Raw genomic sequence first — 15,513 nt, forward strand, 5'->3', positions numbered from 1 at the left:
ATGCTTAACTGAGACGTAAAAAGATTAATGCTCTTTCTCTGTACCTCTGCGCCTCTGCGTGAGCTAGATTCTTCATTTCACATCCTTTGCTTATAAATTGAGGAATAATTACCGTGACAACAATCGAGACGGTACTAAGTAAACATGATAATGGACTGGGTTTTTTCACCTGTAATCACCAGAACCAAATTTGGAAGGGTTCATTAGATTGTGTTAGCTTTGAAAAAAGTGCTATCAAAGATAAACTATTAACATCAGATAAACCTTGTTATATTATTAAAATAGCTGGGAAAATCGGTGCTACTAATGATGGTTATTTATCATCTGCTGATAATGCTTTATCTGGACAAGCAGAACTTTTAATATCACTCCCTCCCCTACGTTTACAACAACTTGGCGACCCTAGTTTTCTCGCCGCTTATGGTGTAAAATATGCCTATATGACAGGAGCAATGGCTGGGGGTATTGCTTCTGAAGAAATGGTAATTGCACTCGGAAAAGAGAAAATTTTAAGTTCTTTTGGTGCAGGTGGTTTACTTCCAGAACGCTTAGAAACTGCGATTAATACTATTCAAGAAGCGTTACCTAGTGGTCCTTATGCTTTCAATTTAATTCACAGTCCTAACGAACCAGCTATTGAACGCCGCGCTGTAGATTTATATCTAAAATATGGTGTCAGAACTGTAGAAGCATCAGCATTTTTAGACTTAACTCCTAATATCGTTTATTATCGAGTTGCTGGGTTAAGATTAAATGCAGCTAATCAAATTGATATCCGAAATAAGGTAATAGCTAAAGTTTCTCGTCGAGAAGTTGCCACTAAATTTTTACAACCAGCACCGGAACGAATTCTCAAAGAGTTACTTCAGCAAGGACTAATTACCGAATTGCAAGCTAATTTGGCTAGACAAGTGCCAATGGCTGATGATATTACCGTTGAGGCTGATTCTGGTGGGCATACAGATAATCGTCCTTTAGTATGTTTATTACCATCAATTGTTGCCCTCAGAGATGAAATTCAAGGGCAATATAATTACTCAGTTCCTATTAGAATTGGCGTGGCTGGAGGCATTGGTACACCAGAAGCAGCATTAGCTGGTTTTATGATGGGTGCTGCTTATATAATGACTGGTTCAATTAATCAATCTTGTGTGGAATCTGGCGCTTGTGAACATACTAAAAAGTTGTTAGCACAAGCAGAAATGGCAGATATGACAATGGCTCCCGCAGCCGATATGTTTGAAATGGGAGTCAAATTACAAGTTCTCAAACGGGGGACAATGTTTCCCATGCGAGCGCAAAAACTATATGAATTGTATCGCACTTACGACTCTATTGAACAGATTCCCTCAGCAGAAAAAGAGAAGCTAGAAAAACAAATTTTCCGTAAAAGTCTTGCGGAAGTTTGGGAAGGTGCAGCGGCTTATTTATCCCAAAAAAATCCTGAAAAATTGGGTAAAGCTGTTAATAATCCTAAATTGAAAATGGCTGTCATCTTTCGTTGGTATTTAGGATTATCTTCTCGGTGGTCTAGCACTGGTGAAAAAGGTCGGGAAGTTGATTATCAAATATGGTGTGGTCCAGCTATGGGTGGTTTCAATGACTGGGTGCGTGGTTCATATTTGTCAGAATATAATCAGCGTCATGTTGTTGATGTTGCTGACCAAATTATGAGGGGGACAGCATTTTTATATCGTAGTCACAGTTTAAAAATGCAGGGTTTACAAATGCCTACTTATTACAGTCAATATCAACCAATTCCTTCTACATTGGAGAAGTAAAAATGAGTTTAAAACAGTCTTGTACTTCTGAAAGTATTCAATCATTTCTAGTTTCCCATCTCGCGGAAGTTGTCGGAGTTGAAACCGCAGAAATTGATGTTGATGAAAACTTAGAAAATTATGGTTTGGATTCTGCTCAAGCCATGATGATCATTAGTAAATTAGAGGAATTACTAGGTTTTAAACCTTCTCCTATTTTACTTTGGCATTATCCTAATATTGCGGCACTTTCCCAACGATTGTCAGAAGAATCTAGTAATGGTTCTCAGCTACAAGATGCAGGTTCTGGAACAAATTCCCCTGTTAGTTTTGCTCCTCCTCTTCTAGATTTGGCTGCGGAAGCTGTTCTAGACCCCACTATTCAACCCATAGGCACTGCTGTTTCTGTTACTAACCCTAAAAACATCTTTTTAACCGGGGGAACAGGTTATTTAGGTGCTTTCATTATCAAGGAATTACTAGAAGTATCGGACGCAACTCTTTATTGCTTAGTCCGTGCTAGTAATTTGGAAGAAGGTAAAAGCAAATTAGAAAATAATTTGCAACAATATGGCATTTGGCAAGATCATTATAGTGGCAGAATTATTCCCATTATTGGGGATTTAGCACAGCCACATTTAGGAATTAATGGAGAACAATTTCAAAATCTAGCTGCTAATATTGATACTATTTATCATAGTGCAGCTTTACTGAATTATGTTTATCCTTACTCAGCATTAAAAACAGCTAATGTTTTGGGTACACAGGAAGTTTTGCGTTTGGCTTGTCAAACTAAAGTTAAGCCATTGCATTATGTTTCTAGTGTGGCTGTTTTTGAATCCAGTGCTTATGCTGGTAAGTTAGTTAAAGAAGATGATGATTTTCATGATTGGGAAGGTATTTTCCTCGGTTATTCCCAAACTAAATGGGTGGCAGAAAAATTAGTAAAAATTGCTGGTAGTCGAGGATTACCTATTACTATTCATAGACCTCCTTTAATTTCTGGAGATAGCCAAACCGGGATTTGTAATACCCATGATTTCATCAATTTGATGATTAAAGGTTGTCTGCAAATGGGTTCTTTCCCTGATGTAGATTATATGTTGGATATGTCTCCTGTTGATTATGTGAGCAAATCTGTTGTTTATCTTTCTCGACAAGAAACATCTGTAGGTAAAGCTTTCCATTTACAACATCCTCAACCTGCTTCTTTAAAATCTTTAGTTGATTGGGTGCGTTCTTTTGGATTTTCACTGAAGATGATTCCCTATGAAGAATGGCAAGCAGAGTTAATTAATAATGTCACTTCTCAAGACAATCCATTATATACTTTGCGACCATTTTTACTAGAACGTTGGTCTGATGAACAAATCACCATTCCTGATTTGTATTTACAAGCAAGAAGACCAATTATCAGTTGTGAAGCAACTCTAGAAGCACTCAAAGGCAGTTCCATTGTTTGTCCTCCCATTGATTCTCAATTGTTGATGACTTACACATCTTACCTAGTACAAACTGGTTTCTTAAGTCTTGCTTAATATCAATTTTTGGTTAAGCTGCATATAATTATGAAATCCCAGAATTTATCCGTATTTATCCGCGTTCATTTGCGTTTATCTGCGGTCAATTATTCTGGAAATCTTATTATATGCAGCTTAATTTTTATTTGTTATAATGTAAGGGTGTTGGCACAATTTATCAATGCTAACTCCAGCTAACTCATCTTTCTTAAAATGAACATAAAACGTCAGGGAACAGTTCTGATAACGGGTGCAGCTAATGGTATTGGTTATCAGTTAGCTCGTATTTTTGCTCATAATCATTATAATCTAGTATTGGTAGATAGACTAGAAGAAAAAATCACCAAAATAGCTGTTGATTTTGCAGAAGAATTTGGAATTTCTGTTAAACCTATTATTAAAGATTTATCTATATCTACATCTCCTGAAGAAATTTTCACAGAATTACAAGAATCTGGTATTAAAGTTGATATTCTGGTAAATAATGCCGGATTTGGTACTTATGGGTTATTTAATGAAACTAATCTCAAGACTGAATTGGAAATGTTGCAGGTAAATTTAGTTTGTCTGACCCATTTAACTAAGTTGTTTCTCAAAGAAATGGTTAAACAAGGTCATGGCAAGATATTAAATGTTGCTTCTGCGGCTGCATTTCAACCAGGTCCGTTAATGGCGGTGTATTTTGCCACTAAGGCTTATATTTTATCATTCTCAGAAGCGATCGCTAATGAATTAGAAGGTACAGGTGTCACTGTCACAGTTCTTTGTCCAGGTTCAACTGCATCTGCTTTTCATGAAAGAACCGGCATGGCAGATTCTAAAATGCTGAAGGGGAAAAATATGATGGATGCGGAAACTGTGGCTCAGATGGGCTATGATGCGTTAATGAGAGGAAAGACAATTGTTATTCCTGGGTTTATGAATAAACTGATGTCAAAATGTGTCCGGTTTATTCCTAGAAAAATTGTCACAAAAATTGTCAGAAGTATGCAAGAAGACAAGTAGGGGTTTAGAACTGCTGAACCGTCACAAAATTAGATCATGATAGAATCTTATTAATATCACAATTATTAACTCTGTGTTGATATTATGCAAACACAAACACGATACTACACACCAGAAGAATACTTAGAACTCGAAGAACAAGCAGAGTATAAAAGCGAATATCGAGATGGAGAAATTATAGCTATGACTGGAGGAACAACAAATCATAATAAAATAGCTCTTAATTTCGCAGCTTCCTTAAAATACGGATTAAGAAAGAAAAACTATGACGTTTATATTGGTGATGTCCGCTTGTGGATACCGCGTTATCGTCAACATACATACCCTGATGTGATGATAATTCAAGGAGAACCTATTTATGCTACTGAAAATACTACCACTGTGATGAATCCTTTATTAATTGCTGAAGTTTCATCTAAATCAACTAGTAATTATGACCAAAGTGATAAATTCATGTATTATCGTTCTATACCTGAATTTAAAGAATATATTTTAATCAATCAATATCAATATCATGTCATGCAATATGTGAAAACAAATGATGGTAAATGGATATTCACAGAGTTAGAATCGGAATCAGACATTTTAACATTACAAACTATAGATTTTCAGATTGCTTTAAGTGAAATATATGAACAGGTAAATTTTACCCAAAGCAATGAAAATCAAGAATAATCATAATGTATCTTTGATATCCTGTATTTGCTGTTACACTGATTTGCCGGGAAAAACTATTAAATATAGAATTTTGCATATGGTATTGCTGAATTGAGGTATGAAATTCCCAAGAGACTTCCAAGAAATAAATTATCCTAAGAAACGAACCACAGAGGCACAGAGTACACAGAGAGAGAATTTCTGCATCAGTTTTGGGACATTTTTTTATTTGGAAGTCTCCAAATTGAACCTTTAAAACTTTTACCTTTACGTCTTTGCGCCTTGACGTGAGACTAAAATTCATACCCTTAATTAGCAACGCCGAATTTTGGGCTTTGGTGAATGAAGGTATGATTTTCTCTCACGCAGAGGCGCAGAGTCCCGGAGAGTAAGAGTTTGAGAAATAGAATGTTTGATTTTCATACCTCAATTCAGCCACGTCCATAAGATATATAATAGCCGATTTTTATGTCGAAATATTAAGGAATATTGTATTTATATCAAAACCTGGAGCTACAAAGGAAATTCAGCCAAAAGTCCGTGATAGGATACTTTGGGAAAATATTCATAATTAGGAGAAAACCTTTGACACTACGGGTTGCTGTTGTGGGTTCGGGACCTGCGGGTTCATGCGCTGCCGAAACCCTAGCTAAAGCTGGGATTGAAACCTATTTGTTTGAGCGCAAGTTAGATAACGCCAAACCTTGTGGGGGAGCTATTCCCCTGTGCATGGTGAGTGAGTTTGACTTACCTCCGGCAATTATTGACCGTCGGGTACGGAAGATGAAAATGATTTCTCCTTCTAATCGTGAAGTTGATATCAATCTGATAAATGAAGAAGAATATATAGGAATGTGCCGCCGAGAAGTGCTGGATGGTTTCTTGCGGGACCGGGCGGCAAAATTAGGGGCAAATTTAATTAACGCCACTGTTCATAAAGTTGATATTCCTGGGAACAATACCGACCCCTATACCATTCACTACGTTGACCATACAGGAGACGGGGCGCAAGGCGTTACCAAAACCCTGAAGGTGGATTTAATCGTGGGTGCTGACGGGGCAAATTCCCGCGTTGCCAAGGATATGGGTGCTGGAGATTACAATTATGCGATCGCCTTCCAAGAACGCATTCGTCTTCCCCAAGACAAAATGGACTATTACAACGACCTCGCCGAAATGTACGTTGGCGATGATGTTTCCACCGACTTCTACGCTTGGGTATTCCCCAAACACGATCACGTAGCCGTCGGTACTGGCACAATGCACATCAACAAAGCCAGAATCAAACAATTTCAAACTGGTATTCGCGCCCGTGCTTCAGAAAAACTCGCCGGCGGTGAAATCATCAAAATAGAAGCACACCCCATCCCTGAACATCCCCGCCCCCGTCGCGTTGTCGGTCGCATAGCCTTGGTAGGAGATGCTGCTGGTTATGTTACCAAGTCCTCTGGGGAAGGTATCTACTTCGCTGCTAAATCTGGCAGAATGTGCGCTGAAGCCATTGTGGAAGCCGCTAACGGTGGGGCGCGGATTCCCACAGAACGAGACCTCAAAGTGTACATCAAGCGTTGGGATAAGAAATACGGACTCACCTACAAAGTGTTAGACATTCTTCAAAACGTCTTCTACCGTTCCGATGCTACCCGGGAAGCATTTGTAGAAATGTGTGATGACATGGATGTACAAAAGCTAACTTTTGATAGTTATCTCTATAAAACTGTAGTTCCCGCTAACCCCTTCACCCAGTTAAAAATTACTGCCAAAACCATTGGTAGTTTAATTCGTGGTAACGCCCTTGCACCCTAAATATAGGAAATCAGAAGCCGGAAATTCGTTTCTGGGCTTCTTTTTTTGGGGTGCTTTCGCCTGTGTTCTACTCATTACAGGTTTTGTCAAAAGTGTCCGCACATGACAAAGATAGAAATAATTTTTATCCCTTGTTCCTTAAACTCGATAAAATTGTATTTATTTCCTTTCCTTTGATTTCAATAAACTCTAGCAGTTCTGCCGGTGTGCGGTTATCTTCCTCAGTTTTTACATGAGGATTCACAGCTTTTAAATCATATACAGCATTATCAATGGCTTCAGCTTGAGATTTTAACTCTCTTGCTTCCTTTTCCTGTTCTTTAACAGTTTTTTCTAGTTCTGTATATATTTCACTATCCTGCTGTTTAGCTTTTTTTAATGCTGTTAGTCTGTCTTTAAGTTCTCTAATTTCTTCCTCAATAACTGCGGCTTTTTGTTTGAAAGGTGCAGATTTTTCTTCAGCGACAGCTTTACGTTCAGTTATATCTATTGTCCAACTTCTTTCGCTGTCTCCTTGGGTGGGAAGTAAGCGGAAAAATTCATCAAAATGGGATTCTGTTAAAGGTGTGCGTTTCCCAACTTTAATATCAGAAAGATCATAATACCAAATTTTTTCGGTGGTTTCTCCCTTAGTGAAAAATAAAATATTAGCTTTCACACCTCCACCAGCAGCCACAAATGTTCCGGCTGGTAAACTGATGATACACCAAAGATTACAATTTTCTAAAAGATTGCGTTTTGTGGAAACAAATGCAGTTTCATTAGTTCTAAATAAAATCCCTTCATCTAATACTATACCGCAGCGTCCGTTAGATTTGAGGCTTTTAAAAGCGTGTTGTAAAAATAAGGCTTGGGTAGCACTGGTTTGATAATCAAAACCTATTTGCGCTTCTTTACTTTCTTTACCACCGAAGGGCGGATTCATTAAAATAACATCATGTAAATCTGGTGCATTTGTAAATAAACCTCCATAGGTTTCGCTTTCTGTTAAGGTGTTTCCGTGCCAGATATGGGGTTCATCAATTCCATGTAATACTAAATTAGCGATCGCAATGGGGTAAATTAAATTATCTTTTTCCCGTCCATAAAATGTCTTGCGTTTGAGAATTTCTAAATCTTTTGAGGTAATTTGTCCACCATTTTGACTTCTGATATGTTCATAAGACTGGGCTAAAAATCCACCTGTTCCCAGTCCCGGATCATAAACTGTTTCGCCTATTTTCGGATTAATAACTTTTACCATCACCGAAATAATGGGACGAGGTGTAAAGAATTGTCCGCCGTCGTTACCTTTTTCACCCATTCTCAATAGTAACCCTTCAAAAACTTGAGAAAGGGGAAAAATGAAGTTAATATTTACTGTTGCATTGCTGATTTCATGGACTTTATCTAAAACATCAAGCAGGTTTTTTTGAGTGTCTATTCTGACTCTTTCTACCCCGGACAGAACTTGGCTAATTACTTTTTGTCTGGGGGTAGCTTTTTCATGATCTTTGAGTTGTTTAAGATGGGGAATTAATACTAAATCTACCCACACTTTGAAGGGTTCAGATAAATTAATTCCACTTTTTCTAAAATTATCTAGTTCTTCAACTTCCAGGGTATGATCTGTGATTTGTTTGCGTTTCCAACCTTGTGGACGTTGTTTTTCATCTAGCTTAAAGAGAGATTCATCATAAGTTGCAGCCCAGTCACGCCAACGGTAAGGACTTTCTAAGGATGGGGTAAAGTTTATATCTAATGCTTCGGCATTTTCTGCTTCTTTTTGTTCTTGTTCATCAAGAATACGTAAAAATAAAATCCAAGTTAATTCGGGGATATATTGCAGCGCACCGGCACAATTTGATCGGCGAATTATGTCACAAATACTATATATATAGCTGTCTAAACTTTGTTGGCTGGAATATTTTTGATTGTTAGTTTTTTTGCGGGTTGTTGTCATAGATTTAATTAATATTTGGGTTTATTTCTCACGCAAGGGTTATTATATAATGATCTTCTCTGTTTCAATAAATCTTTTTTAAATGAACCACGAAGAAGCGAAGAACACGAAGAGAAGAAAGAGACGTTTTTACAAGGTTTTTATATTTTTATAGTTCACCGTTGAATGCTTGACGCAGAAATGCGGCTGGTAGTTTGTTGATGGTTTCGAGTTGTTCTTTTATGGTTTTACATAATTGTTCTACTTCTGTTAATTTTTCAGTTAAGGTTGTAGCTATGTGTTTTTGTTCATCCAGTGGGGGAAGAGGAATTTTAATACTTTTTATATCTCTAATCACAAGATTTCGATTAGCTGCACCTTGTGTTAGATTTTCAGCTTGTTCTCGACATATAGGTGCATTTAAAATCTTTTCCATATACTCAGGAATAATATCACAACTAAGTTTTAATAAAGCAACACTGACGAAAATACTAAAATCTCGATCAGTATCAATAGCTTTAGCAATTCCAGTTGTCCCAACTTTTGTATATAACACATCTCCTTTTTCTGGTTTACATCTTTTACATAATTCCTGATGTTGTTCCTTGCTAATAAAGCGACATTTATCAAAATAAATACCATGTTCTCTGATATCCTTAACTGATAAAAATGGTATTCCTTTATCTAAATAATTAGGAGTAAAGTGAGTTCCGTCTGATATATCATTACAAACTTCTTCTAATCGCTTAATTTCCCATTTCTGCGCTTCTGGACTATTGAAAAGATCACGGAGATAAGCTGAGGTTAATTCCTTTGCTGCTTCTAATTGTGCGATCGCACTTTCTCTAGCTTTCTCCACTGCTTCCATTTTTTCATTTAAAATTCCAGCAATTCGCTTTTGTTCATCCAGTGGAGGAAGAGGGATTAATTGTTCTCTAACTTGACTATCTGTAACGGCTGGATACATCGCCCCTTTTACAAGACTCGAAAGATTATTAACAAAATATCCAGTTTGAACAAATCTAAATAAATAGTTTTGATCAAGTTCATCTTTAGCACGAAGAACACAGAATCCTGTACTACATATTTGTTTATCTAATTCTGGTGGAACTAAGCCCACAGTGTTTAAATTAGGTCGAGTTGTGGAGATAATAACATCACCAGTATGAATAATTTTTCTAGCACGGCTAGGAGCATCTTTACCAAGCAGTATTTTTACTTCAATTATACATTTTGAAATATTGTCAACCCCGCTAATATCTACATATTTGAATGTATTATCTGGATTAATTTCAGGATTATAAGTACCTGTATTTGATTCACAAACATCCCCCAACTTTACCCAGAAATGTTGAATAGCGTAATAAAACTTTACATATTGAAATAAACTTAGCCTATAAGTGCTATTTTTCATCTTATCCAAATAAGTTTTCTAAACCAATGAACATAACTTATTTCCTGACACATATAGGACTGAAGATAACGGAGTTTATCTAATAAAGTTTTGCCAAATTCTTGCGGTATTTCTATTAGTTGCAATATCAAATAAGCGATTAAACAGCACATTATCTGAATTCTAATTCCATTCTCATTCTTTGTCATAAGTCTGTCTAACTTGAGGTGCATTTTTAAGAATTTCCATAACAATTCAATTTGCCATCTTTGTATGTAAATTTCCATAATCTCTTGATTACTAACTTGCTCTTCTCCTTCATTTAATAAGTTTGTTGCTAAACGAAATTCACTCTTAGTTTCTATATCACAAAATGCTACTACTCTAATTTCCACTTCTCTTTCATCTTTGCCAACTTTACAATTACCATTTTCTAGCATTTCTAAAGTGACATTATTTTTAATTCTTAAGACAAAAGCTTTATTTTTTTGTTGTTTTAATTCAGATATTCTTTCGGAGGATGCAAATCCTCTATCCATTATCCCTACTCCTTTTGACGGAATTGCTTCTACTGTTTCTTGTCCATATTTATGGTCATGTCCTTGCCCAAAATGAATCACCATTCCACCAACTTCTGATGTCAAACTATCTAACCCACAAAATAGTTTTACTTGATGATATCCTTGACTCCATAATAATTTACTTGTTAATGTAATAATTGTTGAATCTATAGGAAATAATGCTTGGGTTTCTTCCTTTCCTTTTTTCTTTCTCAGTTGATTGTTTAATTCAGTTATTATCTCCAAAAATACTTGAGTATCTCTCTTTTTACTTGCCTTGGAAAAATTTGATATTTTTAAATCTATCCCTTGATTATTTAGTCTTTGAAATAAATCTCTCATACTCACTATACTTTTATCCATGACATACTGTAACCACACTGATACAAATGAAAATGTGTCCAGAACTGGATAATCTTTTTTGGGCAATGGTTTCAATATTGTTTTGACCACTTCTGGGAAATTCTTTAAGCGCATAATTTGATAATTCTTTATCTAGATTTTTTTAGATTGTATCAAATTATGGTACTTTTTTTTAATCTTTTCCTAACATTCAACACTTCTGTATGCCCACTTTTTGAATTTCTCAAATGGTGCAAAATTCGGCAATGTGGTTTGATTGTTTGTTCTACAGCTATTTTTGATATTCTGAAATTTAAAAATATTTATTGAATGATATGGGTACTGAATAAAAGTCAATACTAAAAATAGTAATTTACTTACTTGCATCTTGAATTAATTCTGTGATTTTTTCAATAATATTTTGAGCTATTTTCAACGAAAATTTCACCTCTTTCTCTAAAGTATATATAGTGTCATCATAATCTGCTTTATTTCTAGATTGCCTAAGCCGACCTAAATCATTTCCTATTTCTATCATTTTTTTATTTTTTGATTTATTACATCTAAATTCATCTGCCACAAATTGGTGTTCATTGATATCACCAGTTCTGGCTTTTGACAATCTTGGCTCATGTAAAACATCTCGTAAATAATTTCTAGCTATACAAAAGGCAGCATAATAGGCTCTACTTATAGATGAACGTAGTTTTGCTTCAGATATTGTGGGTTTAGAATCTGTTTCTGAATCACTAGAAATGGTAGAATTTATATCAGCTAGTTCTTTGGCTAGTTCAAGATATTCAGCCCAATTAAATTTCATCAAAACTAATATTAATTTCTAAATCATTACCGAACTTAAAAGAGACATCTAACCACCAACTGTTATCCAGCATTTTTAATTTATCAAATGCTTCATCTACATCAAGGTTAGTGTGAATATCAATAATTAATTTTTGCCAACCAATAATTTCTGGATCATAGGCAACCCTCAGTACACTTTTTTCATTATTAAAAATATTTTTGATTTGTTCATGAGCTTCTATTAATAAATGAATTAAATTTGTTTTTTCATGCAAATATTTCAATATTTCTCCTGGATGAATCAAAGTGTATAGATTTTTAATTTCACTGAAAAAATTATTTAATAAAGGAACAGAACTATTATTAATTACGTGATTAGATATGTCTGTTGAAAAATAAGAACCTGCTAATAAGTTAGTTTGTATGCTTTCTATGGAAGGATTTGTACGGTGTTCATTCTGATTTTTGTCTCTATATAACAAACAAGCAGCTAACTCTACTGTTTCATTTTCTATATCCCAGTATATTGGAGATGGATTAAGTTTTAGTTTATTGTTTGTAGATAGACCAAGTGAGAAATGGCTGTGAACATTTCTCTCTAATGCCTTTAATTTATTTCTCCTATTATCAATGTGAAAATTACCATTGTTAGTCATTATTCAAAACTCCTTAATAAATCACCATCAACTAATGTGAAAAACCAATTATGACAAACTGAGTGAGCATTTTCCAGCCATTTATCTAAGTTGGCAGGAATTTCCGGTAAATCAGGTGCAATTGATTGAATAGTAATTTCCCATATTAAAGCATCACTGGGTAAATTTGTCTGATTATCCAACTTTTGCCCTTTAACAATTCTGAAATTTACAATTCCTTTAGGATTTTCAGAGTTAAAGGCAAATTGTAAATCTAATTGTATGGGATTATTTTTTACTAATGTCTTCTCGAAAAGTAAAGGATTCAAATTTAATTCTATTTTCATTCTATTTTTTAAAAATTCATAAAATTCATTTTCTTTTAAGTTTAAATCTATAGCATCAATATATTTTAATATGAGATGACGTGGACGAAATTTATCTTTACTTGGATGCACTATATACAAATTATCTACAACTTCAATGATTCGTTTTTTGAAATCTTGCCAAATATAATTTTCTGTATCATTAACTGTTAAAATTCCATTACCTAATTGTACTAGAGGCCAACCTTGATTACTCTTGAATCTATGTTTAATAATACCTTCTGCCATTTGCTCAGGAATAGAAGCAAAGGGCAATTGTTCATATACGGGATAATTCTCATTTATTCTGTCAAATAATCTGCCAAGTATTAGTTGAGTATTAGGATCACCACCTATTAATTGTGGTTGTTCTACATACCATCTAATCTCAAATATTGCCTCGACAAGAGGTTTGTTTGTTAAGTTTTCTAGGGTCATTTTTAAACTATGGTTTCTTACACTCTTTTATCTTAACTTACAAGGCTAATTATCTTGCATATTTTATTAACCATATATTGTCAGTACAGTAGGCGATCGCATCCTGAACAGTTTAAAGTAAAGTGTATCTGCTTTATATATAAGAGTCTTAGTTTTTTCCTAGCTCCAGAGATAAATGTTGATAAATAACATCTAGTCAGACAGGAATTACAGCTTTACCTTTATCTAGGGAAGCGATCGCAAACCACACTAACAAAAGAGAATATGTGTTTAAGAATAAAGGCCAGCAGTTGGATTTGAACCTACGACCTTCCGATTACAAGTCGGATGCACTACCACTGTGCTATGCTGGCGGTTTGGGTAAGAACGTTTTTAATTGCCTCACCGATTTCATATTATAGCATAGGCATATCATTTGTCTAGAGGGTAAACAAAATATTTTTCCAGTTGCCAAGAATCAGTAAAACTAGCGGACGTGCTGTAGATTGATGCAAAAATATTTGGTACAGTGCAATTGGAGTATTCCTGGTGACACGGCTATACCAAAGCGCAGGAACATTTGTTCTTTAGAGATAATCAAGCATGGCAGCATTGATAGGCAGAGATTTATTAAGTCTAGCGGATCTGAGTTCTGAGGAACTGCAAGAACTTCTGGAATTGGCTACTCAACTCAAGTCAGAAAAACTGAAGTTGCATTGTAACAAGGTTCTAGGTTTGTTATTTTCCAAAGCTTCAACACGCACTAGAGTCAGTTTTACAGTCGCAATGTACCAACTGGGCGGACAGGTAATTGATCTGCATCCTAATGTCACTCAGGTGAGTCGAGGAGAACCTATCCAGGATACTGCTAGGGTGTTAGATCGTTATTTGGATGTTTTAGCAATTCGTACCTTTGCTCAACAGGAGTTGGAAACTTTTGCCAAATATGCGAAAATTCCTGTAATTAATGCCCTCACGGATTTAGAACACCCCTGTCAGATATTGGCAGATTTACTCACCATTCAAGAAAAATTTGGCAGTTTGGCGGGTTTAACATTAACCTATGTCGGTGATGGGAATAATGTCGCTAATTCCCTGATGTTGGGTTGTGCTTTGGTGGGAATGAATGTCAGAATCGCTTTTCCGTCAGGATATGCCCCAGATGCAGAAATTGTAGAAAAAACTAGGGAAATAGCTAATAAAAAAACTGAAGTTATCTTGACTCACGATCCTGAAGCAGCAGCAAAAGGTGCATCCGTACTTTATACTGACGTTTGGGCAAGCATGGGGCAAGAAACACAAGCCAATAATCGCTTCCCTGTTTTTCAACCTTATCAAATTTCACAACAATTATTAAGTCTTGCAGATCCAGAAGCAATTGTTTTACACTGCTTACCAGCCCATCGCGGTGAAGAAATTACTGAAGAGGTAATTGAAGGTTCACAATCACGGGTTTGGGATCAGGCAGAAAATCGCCTCCACGCTCAAAAAGCTTTACTTGCAAGTATTCTTGGGGCAAAATAACAGTATTGGTAATGGGTAATGGGTAATGGGTAATGGGTAATTAGTGAAATTATTATCTGTTCCCTATTCCCTATTAGTTACTAATTACCATAAATTTTTAATAAAAGCTTGTTAAGGGAAGAATTTTGTAGTACCAATGTTCTAGGGACATTTATTATTTACTTCCCAAAAAAATTATGGAACGTCTCACAGAACCCCAAAAAGAACTATACGAATGGTTGGTAGAATATATCAGGTTGAATCAACATTCTCCATCAATTCGCCAAATGATGGAAGGGATGAATTTGAAATCTCCCGCACCCATTCAAAGTCGGTTAGAACATTTACGCAATAAGGGCTACATTGGCTGGAATGAAGGCAGGGCAAGAACTTTGCGGATAGTTCATCCTGTTAAACAAGGTGTACCAATTTTAGGAACTATTGCCGCTGGTGGTTTAATTGAACCGTTCACTGATGCGGTGGAACATTTAGATTTGGCTAATTTATCATTACCTCCTCAAAGCTATGCTTTACGGGTCGCGGGGGATAGTATGATTGAGGATTTAATAGCAGATGGTGATGTCGTATTTTTGCGCCCTGTAGCCGAACCAAATCAATTAAAAAATGGAACTATCGTCGCGGCAAGGGTGGAAGGACATGGAACAACTTTAAAACGATTTTATCGCCATGATGATCTTGTCACCCTTAAACCTGCAAATCGTAATTATCACCCGATAGAAGTATCAGCAATGCAAGTAGAGGTACAAGGTTCTTTGGTGGGTATTTGGCGTAATTATAACTAAAGGATGTCATTTGGAGACTTCCAAA

13 protein-coding genes and 1 tRNA gene are annotated in these 15,513 nt (G+C 35.8%); 7 read left to right on the forward strand and 7 right to left on the reverse strand.

Going from position 1 to position 15,513, the window contains the following annotated elements; all coding sequences use genetic code 11:
* Positions 1 to 113 precede the first annotated feature (113 nt).
* From AA650_RS02190 to chlP, 5 genes are all read left to right on the forward strand, one after another.
* The gene (locus AA650_RS02190) at positions 114 to 1,781 is read left to right on the forward strand and encodes a PfaD family polyunsaturated fatty acid/polyketide biosynthesis protein (RefSeq protein ID WP_053537787.1); all 1,668 of its coding nucleotides are present in this window, start codon (positions 114 to 116) and stop codon (positions 1,779 to 1,781) included.
* A gap of 2 nt (positions 1,782 to 1,783) precedes the next feature.
* The gene (locus tag AA650_RS02195) at positions 1,784 to 3,298 is read left to right on the forward strand and encodes a thioester reductase domain-containing protein (protein WP_053537788.1); all 1,515 of its coding nucleotides are present in this window, start codon (positions 1,784 to 1,786) and stop codon (positions 3,296 to 3,298) included.
* A 195-nt stretch (positions 3,299 to 3,493) separates the two neighbouring features.
* Positions 3,494 to 4,285 carry an SDR family NAD(P)-dependent oxidoreductase gene (locus AA650_RS02200; protein ID WP_053537789.1) on the forward strand — a complete coding sequence of 264 codons (792 nt, stop codon included), beginning with the start codon at positions 3,494 to 3,496 and terminating at the stop codon, positions 4,283 to 4,285.
* A gap of 84 nt (positions 4,286 to 4,369) precedes the next feature.
* On the forward strand, positions 4,370 to 4,960 hold the full coding sequence (locus AA650_RS02205; RefSeq protein WP_053537790.1) for a Uma2 family endonuclease: 591 nt from the start codon (positions 4,370 to 4,372) through the stop codon (positions 4,958 to 4,960).
* Positions 4,961 to 5,527: 567 nt separating this feature from the next.
* Positions 5,528 to 6,748 (forward strand): geranylgeranyl reductase, encoded by a 1,221-nt coding sequence (chlP, locus tag AA650_RS02210; RefSeq protein ID WP_053537791.1) that lies wholly within the window; start codon positions 5,528 to 5,530, stop codon positions 6,746 to 6,748.
* Between the two features lie 124 nt (positions 6,749 to 6,872).
* Here the strand turns inward: chlP and AA650_RS02215 are convergent, their stop codons facing one another.
* The 7 genes from AA650_RS02215 to AA650_RS02245 form a co-directional block, all read right to left on the reverse strand.
* Positions 6,873 to 8,690: a class I SAM-dependent DNA methyltransferase gene (locus AA650_RS02215; RefSeq protein ID WP_081424113.1), complete on the reverse strand. Its 1,818-nt coding sequence runs from the start codon at positions 8,688 to 8,690 to the stop codon at positions 6,873 to 6,875.
* A 148-nt stretch (positions 8,691 to 8,838) separates the two neighbouring features.
* Positions 8,839 to 10,083 carry a restriction endonuclease subunit S gene (locus AA650_RS02220; protein WP_053537792.1) on the reverse strand — a complete coding sequence of 415 codons (1,245 nt, stop codon included), beginning with the start codon at positions 10,081 to 10,083 and terminating at the stop codon, positions 8,839 to 8,841.
* Positions 10,080 to 11,099: a transposase gene (locus tag AA650_RS02225; RefSeq protein ID WP_053537527.1), complete on the reverse strand. Its 1,020-nt coding sequence runs from the start codon at positions 11,097 to 11,099 to the stop codon at positions 10,080 to 10,082. Before AA650_RS02225 ends, AA650_RS02220 begins: the two co-directional genes overlap by 4 nt.
* 238 nt (positions 11,100 to 11,337) lie before the next feature.
* On the reverse strand, positions 11,338 to 11,784 hold the full coding sequence (locus AA650_RS02230) for a HEPN domain-containing protein (protein ID WP_053537793.1): 447 nt from the start codon (positions 11,782 to 11,784) through the stop codon (positions 11,338 to 11,340).
* Entirely contained in the window at positions 11,774 to 12,421 is a 648-nt protein-coding gene (locus tag AA650_RS02235; RefSeq protein WP_053537794.1) for a hypothetical protein, read from the reverse strand. The genes AA650_RS02230 and AA650_RS02235 overlap by 11 nt, the downstream gene beginning before the upstream one ends.
* Positions 12,421 to 13,203 carry a TIGR04255 family protein gene (locus AA650_RS02240; protein ID WP_053537795.1) on the reverse strand — a complete coding sequence of 261 codons (783 nt, stop codon included), beginning with the start codon at positions 13,201 to 13,203 and terminating at the stop codon, positions 12,421 to 12,423. The genes AA650_RS02235 and AA650_RS02240 overlap by 1 nt, the downstream gene beginning before the upstream one ends.
* A 281-nt stretch (positions 13,204 to 13,484) precedes the next feature.
* A tRNA-Thr gene (locus AA650_RS02245) sits at positions 13,485 to 13,556 on the reverse strand.
* A 229-nt stretch (positions 13,557 to 13,785) separates the two neighbouring features.
* Here AA650_RS02245 and argF point away from each other — a divergent pair.
* Together argF and lexA are read left to right on the forward strand one after the other, a co-directional pair.
* Positions 13,786 to 14,706: an ornithine carbamoyltransferase gene (gene argF / locus AA650_RS02250; RefSeq protein WP_027403744.1), complete on the forward strand. Its 921-nt coding sequence runs from the start codon at positions 13,786 to 13,788 to the stop codon at positions 14,704 to 14,706.
* Positions 14,707 to 14,882: 176 nt separating this feature from the next.
* On the forward strand, positions 14,883 to 15,488 hold the full coding sequence (gene lexA, locus AA650_RS02255) for a transcriptional repressor LexA (protein ID WP_039201448.1): 606 nt from the start codon (positions 14,883 to 14,885) through the stop codon (positions 15,486 to 15,488).
* The last annotated feature ends 25 nt before the right edge of the window (positions 15,489 to 15,513 follow it).

The sequence above is a fragment of the Anabaena sp. WA102 genome, from assembly GCF_001277295.1.
Classification (GTDB): Bacteria; Cyanobacteriota; Cyanobacteriia; order Cyanobacteriales; family Nostocaceae; genus Dolichospermum; species Dolichospermum heterosporum.

Excerpts from the sequence above, each read along its gene's own strand:
- AA650_RS02195 (WP_053537788.1), top strand. The coding sequence starts at position 1,784 with ATGAGTTTAAAACAGTCTTGTACTTCTGAAAGTATTCAATCATTTCTA.
- AA650_RS02200 (WP_053537789.1), top strand. The coding sequence starts at position 3,494 with ATGAACATAAAACGTCAGGGAACAGTTCTGATAACGGGTGCAGCTAAT.
- AA650_RS02205 (WP_053537790.1), top strand. The coding sequence starts at position 4,370 with ATGCAAACACAAACACGATACTACACACCAGAAGAATACTTAGAACTC.
- AA650_RS02215 (WP_081424113.1), bottom strand. The coding sequence starts at position 8,690 with ATGACAACAACCCGCAAAAAAACTAACAATCAAAAATATTCCAGCCAA.
- AA650_RS02220 (WP_053537792.1), bottom strand. The coding sequence starts at position 10,083 with ATGAAAAATAGCACTTATAGGCTAAGTTTATTTCAATATGTAAAGTTT.
- AA650_RS02225 (WP_053537527.1), bottom strand. The coding sequence starts at position 11,099 with ATGCGCTTAAAGAATTTCCCAGAAGTGGTCAAAACAATATTGAAACCA.
- AA650_RS02230 (WP_053537793.1), bottom strand. The coding sequence starts at position 11,784 with ATGAAATTTAATTGGGCTGAATATCTTGAACTAGCCAAAGAACTAGCT.
- AA650_RS02235 (WP_053537794.1), bottom strand. The coding sequence starts at position 12,421 with ATGACTAACAATGGTAATTTTCACATTGATAATAGGAGAAATAAATTA.
- AA650_RS02240 (WP_053537795.1), bottom strand. The coding sequence starts at position 13,203 with ATGACCCTAGAAAACTTAACAAACAAACCTCTTGTCGAGGCAATATTT.
- argF (WP_027403744.1), top strand. The coding sequence starts at position 13,786 with ATGGCAGCATTGATAGGCAGAGATTTATTAAGTCTAGCGGATCTGAGT.
- lexA (WP_039201448.1), top strand. The coding sequence starts at position 14,883 with ATGGAACGTCTCACAGAACCCCAAAAAGAACTATACGAATGGTTGGTA.